Source organism: Rhodococcus aetherivorans, assembly GCF_025722975.1.
Lineage (GTDB): Bacteria > Actinomycetota > Actinomycetes > Mycobacteriales > Mycobacteriaceae > Rhodococcus > Rhodococcus aetherivorans.
Genome location: NZ_CP106982.1, coordinates 1,183,383 through 1,198,373 on the forward strand (window position 1 = coordinate 1,183,383; position 14,991 = coordinate 1,198,373).

Consider the following 14,991-nt stretch of genomic DNA (forward strand, 5'->3'; position numbering starts at 1 on the left):
ATCACCCGGCTCGGACTCCGGGATCCGAAACCGGGATGGTGTGAGGCGGCGTGCCACCTCCCGCGGTCGAATCGACGCCCACCCAGGGGCGATCTCGGGCGCCTGCATCCCCGGACCGGCAACCCGGTCCCGCCGGCCGGCGACCCCGTCTCGTCGCGGCGGCAGTCTGCGACACCGGGCACGTCACCGACGGTGATCTCCTTGTTCCAGGCGTGACGCCGTGGGCCTGCGGGGCGGATAATGGCGGCGGGTGATCGGTGCTGGGCCGAGTCGAGGGCGGTCGGCATGCAGTGGCAGCAGCGTTGGGCGGTCGAGGGTGTACAGACCGGGGTTCTCATCGTGCGGTCTCTGGTCGCGGAGGCGCTCGAGGAGGTCCCCGCGGGAGTCGCACTGCGCGATGTTGCGCTGACCGACGATCTTCGGTGCCGCTACGAGCGTGCCCGCCGGCTGTTGGCCCGTGCGGTGGCCGAGGCGCGGGCGCTCGGTGTGGTGGTGGCCCCGGTAGCCGAACTCGACCCGGACCGGCTTTTTCGGGCGCTGCGACCGGATGAGTCGGGAACGAATTAGAGCACCCGCCGGTCGGCCGGAGCCGACGGCGGCGCCCGTGCCGAGCCGGGCGGCGAGCAGCGCACCCGTGGGGACCACCGGCGCCGGAAGGACGCCGAGGGCTGGTCTTCCCTAGCGCATCCCGATCACCGTGGAGCGGTGGTCCGTCGGTGGCATCCGGGCGGCCGGACGTCTGGAGTCCGACGGCGATGAGTTCGGCCGTGGTTTCAGTCTGTATCCACACCCGATCACCCGCTCTCGAGGAGAGCATCAGGACCGCTACCTCCACCTTCGGCGTCTTTTCCAGCCCGGACGGCTACGGCTCCCACCGCGGCTGCTGGAGTAAGCAGGGCCCCGCGCTGCTCGACCACCGCCTCGCCCTGTACGACGCGGAGCGGCGGATGGTCCTCGGAGCCACTACCTATCGGCAATTCGTGCGACTGCCGGCCTCGAGGACCGAGGAGTCCGGCGCGAACGACTCATGGGTCACCCGGATGAGGAGCATGCCGCACGGTGTGTCGACCACACTGGAAGGGGCCCTCGACGGGCCGAACGCGACCGTCGTGAGCGGTGACGCCGTCGACGTCGTCGCGCGGCTCGAGGAGGAGACGATCGGTGCCGTCTTCTGCCGTTGGTGGAGGCGATCGGCACCCCGCTGCCGTATCGGCTGTGAGAACCCGGATCTCGGGCTGAAAGGCCACACCGACGGCTGGTCGTCCTGTGGTGAAGCTTCCTCGGACCCACCTCTGCAACGTCAACTCGGCAGAGGTGACTGCGCCTTACCCCCGCGTCCGCAGGTCGGCGCGCATCATGGAGTGGAGCCGCTCGTAGGCGGCCTTCTCGGCGTCGCGCTCCCGGACGCGCCGGGGATTCTCGAGGTCTCCCGGCAGGCCGTTGCGCTCGAGCCGGCGCCGGCGGTTCTGCGCCATGTAGGCGGCGGAGAAGAACAGCGCGAGGGCGACGCCGAGCCCCATCGTCGACAGGCGCAGCCACACCGGGCCGGGCAGGAGCAGGAACGCGGCGTACAGCGGGAGGAACGGGACCTGGCTGCGGACCATGTGGCGGGCGACGGCGTGGTCGCCGATCAGGTCGTTGCGCACCCACTCGCGCATCGAGGCGGGCAGGGGGCGGCCGACGGCGTAGGCGAGCCACTGGAACGGGCCGGGACGGGTGCGCATCTCTCGGGCCTTTCGTGCGGGGGCGACACCAGGAGTCTACGCAAATAGATCGTGCATTAACTAATCGTAGGCTAAATATGCCCGATGTCACTGCCGGTTCCGTGGATCCGTATACGTACACGAGAACGTGTTCTATATTTCGAGGCATGTACGAGTGGTCCGACACCGATCTCATGTTCCGTGACGCGCTGCGCGGATTCATCGACAAGGAGATCCGCCCCCACGTGGATCGGCTCGAGAGCGGTGAGCTGCCGCCCTACGACATCATCCGCAGACTGTTCTCCGCCTTCGGCATCGACGAGCTGGCCCGCGACGGCCTCAACAAGGCCCTCGCCCGGGAGGAGGCCGGCGAGGCGTCGTCTGCCAAGCCGGGCGGCGGCATGGGCTCCGGCGGTATGGCGGCCCTGCTCAACAGCGAGATCGCCGGGGTCAGCCTCGGGCTCGTCGCTTCGATGGGCGTCAGCCTCGGCCTCACCGCGGGCACCATCCGCAGCCGCGGCACGCTCGCCCAGAAGAAGCGGTGGCTGCCCGAGCTGGTGACCTTCGAGAAGGTCGGCGCCTGGGCCATCACCGAACCCGACTCCGGGTCGGACGCCTTCGGTGGAATGAAGTCCACCGTCCGGCGCGACGGCGACGACTACATCCTCAACGGGCAGAAGACCTTCATCACCAACGGTCCCTACGCCGACGTCCTCATCGTGTACGCCAAGCTCGACGAGGGCGACCCGAGCATCGACCGCCGGGACCGCAAGGTGCTCGCATTCGTGCTCGAGAAGGGCATGGAGGGACTGACCCAGAGCCCGCCGTTCAAGAAGATGGGGATGAACTCCTCGCCCACCGGCGAGCTGTTCTTCGACAACGTCCGCATCACCCGCGACCGGCTGCTCGGCGAGACCGAGGAGGGTGGCCGCAGCGACGGCAAGGAGAGCGCGCGCGAATCCTTCGCCGCCGAGCGGATCGGCATCGCCTACCTGGCCCTCGGCATCATCGAGGAATGTCTGCGCCTGTGCAAGGACTACGCCCGCACCCGCAAGCTGTGGGGAGCGGAGATCTCCCGGTTCCAGCTGATCCAGCTCAAGCTCGCCGAGATGGAGATCGCCCGCATCAACGTCCGCAACATGGTGTTCAGCGCCATCGAACGCACGGAGGCCGGCAAGCCCGTCGGCCTGGCCGAGGCCTCGGCCATGAAGCTGTACTCCTCGCGCGCGGCCACCGACGTGGCGATGGAGGCGGTGCAGCTCTTCGGCGGCAACGGCTACATGGCCGAGTACCGCGTCGAGCAGCTCGCGCGGGACGCGAAATCGCTGATGATCTACGCGGGCAGCAACGAGATCCAGGTGACGCACATCGCCAAGGGCCTGCTCGCCGAGTGACCGGGACCCCGGGCCGGGCCGCGCGGTCCGGGGTCCCGGTACCCGGGACCGGTATCTGCACCTACGCTGCACATTCCACTATCGTGTCGCCATGACCGAGATCATGCCAGTCTCGACCGACGTCGATCCCGAACTGGCCGACGCGGTGACGACCCTCCCCGACCTCGATCTCGCCGACGTGGACGGAGGCCGTCGCACCCTCGACTCGATCGTTGCGGCCGCCGGCCCCGCCGACACCACCGGTGTCACCGTCGAGGAGTGGCTCGTCCCCGGCGCGCCGGGCGGCCCCGAGGTGCCCGTGCGGATCCACACGCCCGACATGTGTCCCGACGGCAACCCCGCGGGCCGGCCCGTCGTTCTCGAAATCCACGGCGGAGGATTCGTCCTCGGCAGCGCCGCCCACAGCGAAGCCTTCGCCGCCGCCGTCGCCCGCGCGACCGGTGCCGTCGTCATCTCCGTCGACTACCGGCTCGCCCCCGAGCACCCCTATCCCGCTGCCGCCGACGACTGTTACGCGGTCCTCGAGTGGATCGCTTCCGGCGCAGCATGTCTCGACATCGATCCGGACCGCGTCGTCGTCCTCGGCGATTCCGCGGGCGGCGCCCTCGCCGCGACCGTCGCGCTGCGGGCCCGGGACGAGGGCGGCCCGCGCATTGCGCTGCAGGCCCTGCTCGAACCCGCACTCGACGACCGGCTCGAGACCGCCTCCATGCGCGGCGGTGGCGCCACCGCCGTGTGGGACAACCGCAAGGCCGCCCAGAGCTGGCGGCACTACCTCGGCGGGCAGGAGCCCACCGAGCAGTCCGTGCCCGCGCGCCGGGCCGACCTGACCGGCCTGCCGCCCACCTACCTCACCGTCAACGAACTCGACCCGCTCCGCGACGAGGGGCTCGTCTACGCCCAGCGTCTCCTGCAGGCCGGGGTACGCGTCGAACTGCACTGCTGGCCGGGCGTATTCCACGGATTCACCCTCGTCCGAGGGGCCGGCGCCACGCGTCGCGCCGCTCGCTCGCTGTACGACGCGATCGTCCGGGCCACCGCCCGCACCCCCGTCCTCGACCACGACTGACCCGCCCCCGCGCGGCGCCACCCCCTCGGTGACACAGGCCCTGGCACAATCGAGTGCGCCGCACCGGTTGGGAGGAACCGGTCGGCGACACGGGAGGAGGGACACGTGACCGTCACCGACGGACGCGTCGCGCGGGCCGAACGGACCCGCCACGCAGTGATAGAGGCGCACATCGCCCTGATCGAGGCCGGTGAGCTGAAACCGACCGGTGCGCAGATCGCCGCACGGGCCGGGGTCTCGCTCCGGGCGTTGTGGGCGAACTTCAACGATCTGGAAACGCTGTTCGAGGAGACGGGGACGGAGCTGCTGCGGCGGCAGGACACCGCGTTCGCCCCGGTCCCCGTCGACCTGCCGCTCGACGAGCGGATCGACGCGTTCTGCCGGCAGCGCGCCGAACTGCTCGAGCTGATGGCGCCGTTCGCGCGCGCGTCGGCGATCCGGGCCCCGCAGTCCAAGAGGATCCAGCGAAACAGGTTGCGGCACATCGCACGTGTGGTCAACGAGGTCGACGAGCTGTTCGCGGCGGAACTCGCCGCGCTCGACGCGTCGCGCCGGGCCACGCTGGTGCGCTCCGTGGCGGTGGCGAGCACCTGGGCGTCGTGGGTGGCGCTGCGCGATGTGCTGGACCTGCCGGTGGCCGAGGCCGCCGAACTGATGAAGCACACCGTCACGGCACTGCTGTCGGAGGCGCGCCAGCCGACGTCGTGCTGAGGCCGGTCAGGGCGTCAGACGGTAGAACCGCCAGAACCCGAAGTCCTCGATCGGCAGCACCGACACGTCCGAGAAGCCCGCGTCGAGCGCGTACCGGCGCAGGGTGTCCGCACGCATCACCGTGCCGGTTCCCGCGCTCGGCGGGTGGCTCATGCCGTCCGGCAGGCAGCACGAGATGCTGAACCCGTACATCAACCGCTCGACCTCGTCGCCGGGTGCGGTGAACCGGTCGGCGACGGCCTCGTCCATGACAACCATGACCCCGTCGGCCGCGAGCGAGCCGCGCACCGCGGACAGCACCTCGACGGGACGTGGCATGTCGTGGACGCACTCGAAGGCGAACGCCGCCGTGAAGCGTTCGTCGGGCAGGCTCGCCGCGTCGGTCTCGACGACGGTGATCCGGTCGGCGACGTCGGGGCAGGCCGCGACGTTCGTCCGGGCCAGGGCGACGGTCGCCGGATCGATGTCGATGGCGAACAACCGGGCCTGCGGGTACGCACGGGCCAGCGCGATCGTGGACCACGCACCGCCACAGCCGATGTCGGCGATCTCGGCATCCGGTCGGCGCAGCAGCGCGTCGAGGTCCGGCACGGACGCCAGGGCGCCCGGCAGCGCCTTCTCGTACCACGGCCGGTTCATGTCCGCCTGCCCCTCGCGGGCATCGGTGCCGAGCTGCGCCCAGCTCACGCCGCCCCCGGTGCGGTAGGCGTCGAGCAGGGCCGGAAGCTGCGCGGACACCCCGGCGAACATGCGGGCCAGGGGTCCGAGGTAGTTGAGACTGTGCTCGTCGGTGAGGACCTCGGCCACCGCGGGCGGCAGCGTGAAGCGCGGCGGATCGCCGTCGTCGACCTCGAGCAGGCCGGTCACCGCCTGCTGCTCGAGCCATTCGCGGGCGTAGCGCGGGTCGGTCCCGGTCCGCGCCGCGAGCTCGTCGGAGGTGGCGGGACCGTCGGCGGCGAGGCTGCGGTACCAGCCGAGCCGGTCGCCGAGATAGATCGCGATCAGATCGACGGCGCCGAGCGCCGAGTCGAGGACGCGCTGGGCGACGGTGTCGACGGGGGAAACGGTGTGCGTCACGGTGGGGCCTCCGGATGAGAGGGACAGGGGTGATTCCGAGAGTCCTCCGGTTCCGGGCGGCGGACAACGCCCCCATGGGGGCCGAATGTGACACCTCGTCGATCCGGTGTCACATTCGGCCCCGCAGCGGGGCGTGGGAACCGGACGGGGGCCCTGGACGTTCGGAGTCGTGCAACCGGAAGGAGTTCACCTTGCAGATCACCGCCAGTGCCCTGTCCCTCAACGTTCCCGACGTGGCCGCGTCGGCCGACTTCGTGACCCGTCACCTCGGGTTCACCGAGACGATGGCCGAGGACGGGTTCGTCTCGCTCACCCGTGAGGACGCGGGCTTCAGCCTCGTCTTCCTGCGCACCGGGCTCGGCACCTTCAAGCCCGCGAGCATCGCCGGCGACGCCGGGCAGGGGACGCTCGTCGCGTTCGTCGTAGACGCCATCGACGACGAGTACGAACGACTGCGGGCGGAGGGGGTTCCGATCGTCACGCCGATCGAGACCGAGCCGTGGGGCGAGCGGTACTTCCAGATGCGCGACCCGAACGGCATCGTCTACCAGCTCGTGCAGTGGATGGACGAGGCGCCCTCGGTGAGTTAGCCGGACGATCGGCCGGCGTGCGCCGCGAGGAACGGTCCGACCACCGACAGCACCTCCGGCGCCGCCGCGATCGTCGTGGCGTGGTCGTATCCCCGGATCACCGCGAGCAGGGCACCGGGGATCGTCCGCGACAGTTCGCGGGTGTCGTCGATCCGTTCGCGGTCCTCCGAACCGACGAACGCCAACGTCGGCACGTCCAGGGCGGCGAGGTCGGCGTCGTCGATCCCGGGTTCGCGATCCGACCGTCGCATGTACGCGGCCAGGGCGGCGGCGTCGTTCGCCCGGAACGCGGCCTGCGTCGCGGCATCGACGGGCGAACCGAGGTGTTCCGCCCACGCCTCGAGGAACCCGTCGATCCCGTAGTGCCCGAGCACGTCGGCGCATCCCGGGAAGAACAGGCGATCGAACGCCCCGGCCTGCGCGCGGGCACTGCCGCCGCCCACGGTGAGCGTCTGCAGCCGGCCGGCGTCGCGCACCGCCAGGGACAAGCCGACCCGCGCTCCGAACGAGTACCCGAGGTAGTGCACGCGCTCGGTGCCGGCGGCGTCGAGGACCGCCAGCACGTCCCCGACGATCAGGTCCATCGCGTATGCGTCGGGGACGTGCGGCTTGTCGCTGCGGCCGTGACCGCGCAGGTCGGGCAGGATCAGCCGGTACCGCTCGCGCAGGGGGCGCACGTATCCGAATCCCCGCCAGATGGCCGACGACAGAGCACTGCCGTGCGCGAGCAGCAGCGACGGGCTGCCGGCGCCTGCGTCCGATTCGATCACCGTGAAGGCGATGCGGGTTCCGTCGACGGGGTTGATCGCGTGGCTCACCGCTCCAGTCTGACCGACCGGGTCACCCCGATGTCGGCCAGGAACCGCTCGTCGTGGCTGACCACCACGAAGGCGCCCCGGTACGCGCGCAGTGCCTGCACCAGATGCGTCAGGCTGGGCAGGTCCAGGTTGTTGGTCGGTTCGTCGAGGAGCAGCAGCCGCGGAGCCGGGTCCGCCGCGAGCAGAGTCGCCAGCGCCGCCCGCAGTCGCTCGCCGCCCGAGAGGGCAGCCGCCGGCATGTCCGCGTCGGCGCCGCGGAACAGGAACCGGGCGAGCAGTGCCCGGACCTGCTGCGGCGACGCATGAGGGGCCCGCAGCGCGACGTTGTCCGCCACCGACAGCGACTCGTCGAAGACGTCCAGCCGCTGCGGCAGCACCGCGAACGGCACCCGGGGACCGGCCGCGACGATGTCGCGCAGCAGCGTCGTCTTGCCCGAGCCGTTGGGTCCGCGCAGCGCGATCCGCTCCGGGCCGACGATCTCGAGCGGCCCCTCGGCGACGCGCGCACCGGGATGCACCTCCGTCTCGGGCAGGTCCACCCGGATCTCCCGGTCGTCGCGCACGGTGCCCTGGGCGCGCTCGAGGTTCTCGCGCGCGCCGGCGAGCTTGCCCTCGTGTTCGCGGCGGAGCCGGCCCGCCGACTCCTGGGCCTGCCGCTTGCGGGCCCCCATCACGATCTTCGGTTCCCGCTTGTTCTCGAACATCTTGCGGCCGTATCGCTCTCGTCGGGCGAGCTTGATGTGCGAGTCGCTCAGCTCGCGTGCCTGCCGGCGCACGTCCGCCCGGGCGTCGCGCACCGCGGCCAGTGCCGCCTCCTGCTCGGCCGCGACGATGCGTTCGTACTCGCTGTAGTTGCCGCCGAACAGCCGCAGCCGCCCGTCGCGCATCTCCGCGACGGTGTCGACCCGCTCGAGCAGGTCGCGGTCGTGGGTGGCGACGACGAGCGTGCCGGCGAACTCGCGCAGCACGTCGTACAGCCGCGCGCGGGCCGCCGAGTCCAGGTTGTTCGTCGGCTCGTCGAGCAGCAGGACGTCCGGCTCGTCGAGCAGGCGTGCCGTGAGCGCCAGCAGGACGGTCTCGCCGCCGGAGAGGGTGCCGACGGTGCGATCGAAGTCGCTGGGGGAGGCGACGATTCGGTCGAGACCGAGACGGTGCAGGGTGGCCAGGGCGCGCTCCTCGATGTCCCATCGCTCGCCGACGGCGTCGAAGTCCTCGACGGCGGTCGAGCCGGCCTCGATGCGCCGCAGCGCCGCGCGCACGGTGTCGATGCCGAGGACGGCGTCGACGGCGCGGTGTGGATCGAGGATGACGTCCTGCGGCAGCCGCGAGACCCGGCCGTGCACCGTGACGGAGCCCCGGGTCGGTTGAAACTCACCCGACATGATCTGCAGCAGAGTTGATTTGCCGGACCCGTTGCGTCCGACGAGTCCGGTGCGCCCGGCGGGGAGGGTGGTGTCGAGACCGTCGAACACGGCGGTGCCGTCCGGCCAGGCGAAGGTCAGGTCCGACAGGGAAAGGCCCGAGGACGGGGAAGGGTGTGACATGGCTGCTCCCGGAGTAGGTGACGGTACCGCGCGCAGGTGCGGCGCGGCGGGCGAAACCTCTACAGGAGCAACGGCCTTCTCCGATCGACGGGAATGTGACAGGAACCGACGGTAGAACAGCGTCCGTGGGGCCGGCAATCGATTTTCCCGAATTGGGGGCCGCGTCACTACAGGCAGCATGTACGCAACGTGCGGGCGGTGGTGAACGACGGCACCGTCCGGCTTCGGGCATGATCGTTGCTGTGCCACTCCTCCGACGCCGACCGGTTCCGCTCCTGTTGACCGTCGCCGCCGCGCTGGCGGCCGCCGGGTGTTCCTTCGGGCCCGACCAGCCCGAGACGGTCGTGGGGGAGTTCGCCGCGGCGCTCGAGGCCGGTGACGTGCGGGCCGCGGCGGAGCTCACCACCGATCCCGCGGCGGCGGCCGCCACGATCGACGGCGTGTTCGAGGGGCTCGGCGGGGTCCGGCCCGACCTCGAGCTCGCCGGCACGGGCGACGGCGGCACCTTCGAACTCGACGTCGCGTGGCACTTCGCCGAGGGCCGGGACTGGTCGTACCGCACGTCCGGCAGTGCCCTGGACGTCGACGCGGAGGGCTGGCGCATCGAGTGGGACCCGGCGGTGCTGGCGCCGGGCCTGACCGCCGGCACCACGCTGAGCTACACGACGACCGTCGGCCCGCCGCCGTCCGTGCTCGACCGTGGCGGGCGGCCGATCCTCGAACAGCAGGTCGTGACGCTGGTGAACGTCGATGCCACCGCCGACCCGGCGGCCGTCGCGCCGCTGCTCGCGACCGCCGCGCCCACCGTCACCGCCGAGTCGCTCGCCGCCGACGTCGCCGCGGCGGCGGGCAAGCCCGTGACCGCGGTGGCCCTCCGCGACGCGGACATCGCGCCGATCGAGGCGCAGCTCGCCGCGCTGCCGGGCGTGACCCTCGTCCGGCAGACCCGGCTGCTGACGGTCGACCGCGCGCTCGCGTCCCCGGTCCTCTCCGGGCTCGGGGAGCTGTGGCAGCAGGGCCAGGACGCGTCCGCCGGCTGGGCCGTGCAGACGGTGTCCGAAGACGGCAGCGCCCGCCGCGTCGCCGGTGCCGACGGTCCGCCGGCGCCGGACCTGCAGTCGACGCTCGACCTGGGTCTGCAGACCCGCGCCGAGGCGGTGCTGGCGCCGCTGCCGCAGCCGGCGGTGATCGTCGCGATCGAACCGTCCACCGGGGCGGTACGCGCGGTGGCCCAGAACGCCGCCGCCGACGCCGAGGGACCGATCGCGCTGACGGGGCTGTATCCGCCCGGTTCGACCTTCAAGACCGTCACCACCTCGGCCGCCCTGCAGGCCGGGGCCGTGACCCCCGACACGGTGGTGCCGTGCCCCGGGACGGCGAACATCGAGGGTCGGGTCATCCCCAACGACGACAGCTTCGACCTCGGACCGGTCCCGTTGCACACGGCCTTCGCCTTCTCGTGCAACACCACGATGGGCCGGCTCGCGGTGGGATTGCCGGCGACCGCGCTCACCGACGCGGCCCTGCAGTTCGGGCTCGGGGTCGACTACGTCACGCCCGGACTGGTCACGGTCACCGGCAGCGTGCCCGAGGCGCAGACCCCGGCGGAGCGCGTCGAGTCCGCGATCGGCCAGGGCCGGGTGACGGCGTCACCGTTCGGTATGGCACTCGTGGCGGCGTCCATCGCGCACGGCTCGACGCCGCTGCCGGTGCTCGTCGAGGGCCGGCCCACGGTGGCCGATCGCACCCCTGGTGCCGCGCCGGCGGAGGTCACTGCCGCGTTGCGGACGATGATGCGGGAGACTGTGACGGGTGGAACCGCGAGCACGCTGCGGGACCTACCCGAACTCGTCGGTAAGACGGGGACGGCAGAGTACGGTGATGGCACCGGTGCCCACGGTTGGTTCGTCGGCTCGCAGGGAGACCTCGCGTTCGCGGTTTTCGTTGCGGGAGCGGGCAGTTCGGCGCCGGCAGTGGACGTGGCGGGACGCCTGCTGAGGGGGTGATGCGCGGCTTGTGGCGCAATCGTGATCGCATCGTAGGCAGGGCGTGCTTGTTACTGAAGTGACAGAAGTGAAGGTTGGTCGTTATGGGTTTTCGGGACTGGCGCAGGGGGCGCGGCCGCGTGACAGCCCTGGTCTCCGTCGTGGTTCTCGCGGCCGGCATGGCGTCGTGCGTGTTCGGTGAACCCCGGAGCGATGCGCAGCGACTCGTCGACGACTTCGTCGCGGAACTGAACGAGGGCGACGCCGCCGGCGCTGCCGCGCTCACGTCGTACCCGAACGCCGCCGAGGCGTCGATCCGGCAGATGTTCGAGGGCATGAAGGACGGCAGCGTCGACTACGACGTCGCCCAGTTCGTCGAACTCAACGAGCAGACGGGGTTCTTCACCCTCGGCGCCGACTGGAACTTCGGACCCGGCAAGGACTGGGGATACCAGGTGGACGGCGTGGCGAAGAACCTCGCCGTCGGCTGGCGGATCTCCTGGGACCCGCAGGTGCTGGTGCCCGAGCTGAACCGGACCCGCACCGTGCACCACGTGCGCACCGACGCCGCGCCGCCGAAGATCTTCGACCGCACCGGTCAGTTGCTCATGGCCGAGCAGACCATCAACGCCGTCGTCGTCGATCCCGCCCTCATGCCCGACCCGGTCGACACCACGACGCGGCTGGCGAAGGTGCTCGAACCCGTCGCGCCGGTCATCACCGCCGACCTGCTGCAGCGCAACCTCGCGGCGGACCCCGGTGCGCGCATCACCGCGGTGAAGCTGCGCGACCAGGACTACCAGTTCCTCGAGGACGAGATCGTTCCGATCCCCGGCGTGGTGGTCGTCAAGACCCCGACGCTGATCAGCGCGGACCGGCGGATCTCCACGCCGCTGCTGGACCCGCTGCGCGCGGCCTGGCAGCTCGAGCGTGACGCCACCGCCGGGTGGGCCGTCACCCTCGAGGAGCCCGGCGCCGACCCGGTGCAGGTCGCCGGCTTCCAGGGCCCGCCGCCGCCGGACCTGCAGGCGACCCTCGACGCGCACGTCCAGCTCGCCGCCAAGGAAGCGGTGGTCAGCGTGGGCACCCCGGCGGCGATCGTGGCGATCCAGCCGTCCACCGGCGGCGTCCTGGCCCTGGACGTGAACAACTGGGCGATGGAACTCGGACCCGTCGCCTCCCGCGGGCTGTATCCGGCCGGGCAGACGCTGGATCCGGTGCGGCTGGCCGCGGGCCTGGACCGGGGCGTCGACCCGGCCTCGGTGAGCACCGACGATCTGGCCGACACCGCCCGCCGGCTCGGGCTCGGCCTGGACTACGACGTCCCCGGCTTCGACTTCGAGACCGCGCAGATCGGGGAGAACCGGTCCGGTGTGGTGCAGTTCTCCGGCTCGGACGGCGGCGGGGAGGCGCTCCTCAGTCCGTTCGGTGCCGCGCTGCTCGCCGCGTCCGTCGCGCGGGGGGAGGCGCCGTTGCCCGCGATCGTGCAGGGCAAGCCCGCGAAGGTGGGGGAGGCCGCCGAACCGCTGCCGCCGCACGTGACCGACGCGCTGCGCGCCGCGATGGCCGAGAACGTGCGCAGCGGCCCGGCATCGTTCCTGAAGGGGCACCCCGGTCTGTCCGGCATCGCGGCCGCGAGCGGTGACGACCGCTGGTTCTACGGGTACACCGGCGACCTGGCGTTCGCGGTGTTCGTCGCCAACGCCGACGGCGGCGACCGCGCGGTGAAGATGGCCGACATGTTCCTGCGGGAGCTGGGCAAGCCGCCCGCCGACCGCTGACCGCTGCCGCCCTCGGCGGACCGGCCGAAGCGGACCCCGGTACGTTTGTCGGTCGTGACCCCTGTCGACCTGCTGCTGCTCGCGGTCGCGGGGTTCTTCGCCGGGCTCATCGGGTTCGTCACCGGCCTCGCGTCCATCGTCTCGTACCCCGCGCTGCTCGCCGCGGGGCTGCCGCCCGTCGCCGCCAACGTCACCAACACCGTCGCGATGGTGGGGGTCGGCGTCGGGGCGCTCGCCAACTCGACCCGCGAGGTCGTCGACACCGGCCCGCGGCTGTGGCGGTGGACCCTGTACTCGGCGCTCGGCGGCCTCGTCGGTGCCGTCGTCCTGATGTGGGCGCCCGCGGGGTCCTTCGAGACGGTCGTGCCCTACATGGTCGCGTTCGCCTCCCTCGCGCTGCTGGCGCAACCCCGGATCCGCGCCATGTCCGGGAGCCGGGACCTGCCCCGGACGTACTCGGCGCTGCTGTTCGTCGTGGCGGTGTACGGCGGCTACTTCGGGGCGGGTGCGGGTGTCGTCTTCCTCGCACTCACCCTGATCTGCACCTCCGAGCACATCTGGCGCGCCACCATCCTCAAGAGCTACCTGCTGGGGGTCGCCAACCTCGTCGCTGCGATCGGCTTCGCCGTGTTCGGCCCCGTGCACTGGGGTGCGGCCGCCGCGATGGCGCTCGGCGCCGTCGCGGGCGGCTGGTGCGGGCCGCCCGTCGTCCGGCGCATCCCACCCGAGGTGCTGCGGGTGACGGTCGCGCTCGCCGGCCTCGGGCTCGCGGTGTGGCTGGCGGTGCGGTGAGAACCGGTCAGTGCACTCCGCGCATCATCCGCCGGATCCACGGTGACAGCAGCGCCAGCACGACGCCGATCGCGATCGAGCCGAGGCCGACCCAGGCGAAGTACGGCTTCTCGTTCGCCTCGTCGTAGTACTTGGCGAGGGTGCCGGCCATGGCCGTGCCGAGCGCCACCGACAGGAAGAACAGCGCCACCATCTGGGTGTGGAAGTTGCGCGGGGCCAGTTTCGTCGCCAGCGACAGGCCCACGGGGGAGAGCAGCAGCTCCGCGAACGTGAACAGCAGGAGGATGCCCGCGAGGCCGAGCAGGGGGGCGCTGTTGGGGCCGCCGCCGGACATCGGGATGAAGCACAGGAAGGCGATGCCCATGATCACGGTGCCCATCGCGAACTTCACCGGCGACGACGGCTGCCGCGGGCCGAGCCGGGTCCACACGGCGGCGAACACGCCCGCGAACACGATGATGAACACCGGGTTGATCGACTGCACCCACGCCGGCGGGAAGTCCCAGCCGAACAGGTTGCGGTCGAGCCTCTTGTCGGCGTACACCGCGACGGTGGTGAACTGCTGCTGGAACAGCGACCAGAATGCCGCGCTGGCCAGGAACATGGGGACGAAGCTGATCACCCGGCTGCGTTCGACGGCGGTGATCTGCCGGCTGGACAGGATCACGACGAAGTAGACGACGGACGCGGCGACGGTCGCTGCGACCACGACGTCCGACAGGTTGTCGACGGTGACCAGCCCGGTGCCGAACAGCGCCGCGATCAGCGCGACGGCCAGGACGGCGACGCCGGCGGCCCTGGTGCGCCGGTCGGCGGGCAGCGGGTGCGGCGGCGTGGCGCCGATCCCGCGCAGGTGCTTGCGGCCGAGGGTGTACTGGATCAGGCCGAGTGCCATGCCGATGGCGGCCAGGCCGAAGCCGTAGTGGAAGCCCAGCTCGGTCTGCGCCCAGCCGGTGAGGAGCGGGCCGATCAGTGCGCCCAGGTTGATCCCCATGTAGAAGATCGAGAACCCGGCGTCGCGCCGGGTGTCCTGCTCGTCGTAGAGATCCCCGACCAGGGAGGTGGCGTTGGCCTTGAGGCCACCGCTGCCGACGGCGACGAACACCAGGCCCACCGCCACGCCGCCGAGGCCGGGGAGCAGCGCCAGGGAGATGTGGCCGAGCATGATGAGGATCGCGCTGTAGAACAGCGTGCGCTCGGAGCCGAGCAGCCGGTCGGCGATCCACGCGCCGAGGATGGTCGACAGGTAGACCGTGCCGCCGTACGCCCCGACGATCGACGTGGCGGCGAGCTCGCTGATCCCCAGTCCGCCGTCGGCCGCCGAGTAGTACAGGTAATAGATCAGGATGCCCTGCATGCCGTAGAAGGAGAACCTCTCCCACATCTCGACACCGAACAGGTTGGCCAGCGCGAAGGGCTGGCCGAAGAAGGTGCGTTCCTTCGTCCGATCGGGGGGCGCGGCGGTCTCGCTCATGGCTGTCACTCTGGCACCGCGGCCACCTCCGGCGCGCGGCTTTCGGCGGTGCG

General features: G+C 71.5%; 13 protein-coding genes and 1 pseudogene. 9 read left to right on the forward strand and 5 right to left on the reverse strand.

From position 1 onward, the window contains the following. Positions 1 to 285: 285 nt before the first annotated feature. Complete coding sequence (locus OCS65_RS05590; RefSeq protein ID WP_006941479.1) at positions 286 to 567, forward strand: hypothetical protein; 282 nt, start codon at positions 286 to 288, stop codon at positions 565 to 567. Positions 568 to 755: 188 nt separating this feature from the next. Continuing rightward, positions 756 to 1,157: pseudogene (locus OCS65_RS05595) on the forward strand (dihydrofolate reductase family protein); the annotation flags it as partial. Positions 1,158 to 1,325: 168 nt separating this feature from the next. Here the strand turns inward: OCS65_RS05595 and OCS65_RS05600 are convergent. Further along, positions 1,326 to 1,724, reverse strand: coding sequence for a DUF5313 domain-containing protein (locus OCS65_RS05600; protein WP_263509118.1), 399 nt, complete (start codon positions 1,722 to 1,724; stop codon positions 1,326 to 1,328). Between the two features lie 146 nt (positions 1,725 to 1,870). Here OCS65_RS05600 and OCS65_RS05605 point away from each other — a divergent pair, with 146 nt between their 5' ends. From OCS65_RS05605 to OCS65_RS05615, 3 genes are all read left to right on the forward strand, one after another. Further along, entirely contained in the window at positions 1,871 to 3,097 is a 1,227-nt protein-coding gene (locus OCS65_RS05605; protein WP_072636293.1) for an acyl-CoA dehydrogenase family protein, read from the forward strand. Between the two features lie 91 nt (positions 3,098 to 3,188). Further along, complete coding sequence (locus OCS65_RS05610; protein WP_043802701.1) at positions 3,189 to 4,166, forward strand: alpha/beta hydrolase; 978 nt, start codon at positions 3,189 to 3,191, stop codon at positions 4,164 to 4,166. A 105-nt stretch (positions 4,167 to 4,271) separates the two neighbouring features. Next, positions 4,272 to 4,877 carry a TetR/AcrR family transcriptional regulator gene (locus tag OCS65_RS05615; protein ID WP_043802700.1) on the forward strand — a complete coding sequence of 202 codons (606 nt, stop codon included), beginning with the start codon at positions 4,272 to 4,274 and terminating at the stop codon, positions 4,875 to 4,877. Positions 4,878 to 4,883: 6 nt separating this feature from the next. Here OCS65_RS05615 and OCS65_RS05620 read toward each other — a convergent pair whose 3' ends face one another. Then, the gene (locus OCS65_RS05620; RefSeq protein ID WP_006941489.1) at positions 4,884 to 5,954 is read right to left on the reverse strand and encodes a class I SAM-dependent methyltransferase; all 1,071 of its coding nucleotides are present in this window, start codon (positions 5,952 to 5,954) and stop codon (positions 4,884 to 4,886) included. A 191-nt stretch (positions 5,955 to 6,145) separates the two neighbouring features. Here OCS65_RS05620 and OCS65_RS05625 point away from each other — a divergent pair, with 191 nt between their 5' ends. Continuing rightward, positions 6,146 to 6,544 carry a VOC family protein gene (locus OCS65_RS05625; RefSeq protein ID WP_006941490.1) on the forward strand — a complete coding sequence of 133 codons (399 nt, stop codon included), beginning with the start codon at positions 6,146 to 6,148 and terminating at the stop codon, positions 6,542 to 6,544. Here the strand turns inward: OCS65_RS05625 and OCS65_RS05630 are convergent. After that, entirely contained in the window at positions 6,541 to 7,362 is an 822-nt protein-coding gene (locus tag OCS65_RS05630) for an alpha/beta fold hydrolase (protein ID WP_006941491.1), read from the reverse strand. The two genes, OCS65_RS05625 and OCS65_RS05630, sit on opposite strands and share 4 nt — an antisense overlap. Then, positions 7,359 to 8,906 (reverse strand): ABC-F family ATP-binding cassette domain-containing protein, encoded by a 1,548-nt coding sequence (locus tag OCS65_RS05635; protein ID WP_102800423.1) that lies wholly within the window; start codon positions 8,904 to 8,906, stop codon positions 7,359 to 7,361. The genes OCS65_RS05630 and OCS65_RS05635 overlap by 4 nt, the downstream gene beginning before the upstream one ends. 230 nt (positions 8,907 to 9,136) lie before the next feature. On the opposite strand from OCS65_RS05635, the gene OCS65_RS05640 reads away from it, so the two are divergent. The 3 genes from OCS65_RS05640 to OCS65_RS05650 all read left to right on the forward strand — a co-directional run bounded on the left by OCS65_RS05640 (position 9,137) and on the right by OCS65_RS05650 (position 13,464). Further along, positions 9,137 to 10,912: a penicillin-binding transpeptidase domain-containing protein gene (locus tag OCS65_RS05640; RefSeq protein WP_102800424.1), complete on the forward strand. Its 1,776-nt coding sequence runs from the start codon at positions 9,137 to 9,139 to the stop codon at positions 10,910 to 10,912. A gap of 83 nt (positions 10,913 to 10,995) precedes the next feature. Then, positions 10,996 to 12,672, forward strand: coding sequence for an NTF2-like N-terminal transpeptidase domain-containing protein (locus OCS65_RS05645; protein WP_263509121.1), 1,677 nt, complete (start codon positions 10,996 to 10,998; stop codon positions 12,670 to 12,672). 54 nt (positions 12,673 to 12,726) lie between these two features. Further along, on the forward strand, positions 12,727 to 13,464 hold the full coding sequence (locus tag OCS65_RS05650) for a sulfite exporter TauE/SafE family protein (protein ID WP_065922070.1): 738 nt from the start codon (positions 12,727 to 12,729) through the stop codon (positions 13,462 to 13,464). Positions 13,465 to 13,471: 7 nt separating this feature from the next. Here OCS65_RS05650 and OCS65_RS05655 read toward each other — a convergent pair whose 3' ends face one another. Further along, complete coding sequence (locus OCS65_RS05655; protein ID WP_006941500.1) at positions 13,472 to 14,938, reverse strand: peptide MFS transporter; 1,467 nt, start codon at positions 14,936 to 14,938, stop codon at positions 13,472 to 13,474. Between the last annotated feature and the right edge of the window lie 53 nt (positions 14,939 to 14,991).

What these genes read in the sequence shown, in the direction of transcription:
- OCS65_RS05590 (WP_006941479.1), top strand. Translation starts at nt 286, where the DNA reads ATGCAGTGGCAGCAGCGTTGGGCGGTCGAGGGTGTACAGACCGGGGTT.
- OCS65_RS05600 (WP_263509118.1), bottom strand. Translation starts at nt 1,724, where the DNA reads ATGCGCACCCGTCCCGGCCCGTTCCAGTGGCTCGCCTACGCCGTCGGC.
- OCS65_RS05605 (WP_072636293.1), top strand. Translation starts at nt 1,871, where the DNA reads ATGTACGAGTGGTCCGACACCGATCTCATGTTCCGTGACGCGCTGCGC.
- OCS65_RS05610 (WP_043802701.1), top strand. Translation starts at nt 3,189, where the DNA reads ATGACCGAGATCATGCCAGTCTCGACCGACGTCGATCCCGAACTGGCC.
- OCS65_RS05635 (WP_102800423.1), bottom strand. Translation starts at nt 8,906, where the DNA reads ATGTCACACCCTTCCCCGTCCTCGGGCCTTTCCCTGTCGGACCTGACC.
- OCS65_RS05640 (WP_102800424.1), top strand. Translation starts at nt 9,137, where the DNA reads ATGATCGTTGCTGTGCCACTCCTCCGACGCCGACCGGTTCCGCTCCTG.
- OCS65_RS05645 (WP_263509121.1), top strand. Translation starts at nt 10,996, where the DNA reads ATGGGTTTTCGGGACTGGCGCAGGGGGCGCGGCCGCGTGACAGCCCTG.
- OCS65_RS05655 (WP_006941500.1), bottom strand. Translation starts at nt 14,938, where the DNA reads ATGAGCGAGACCGCCGCGCCCCCCGATCGGACGAAGGAACGCACCTTC.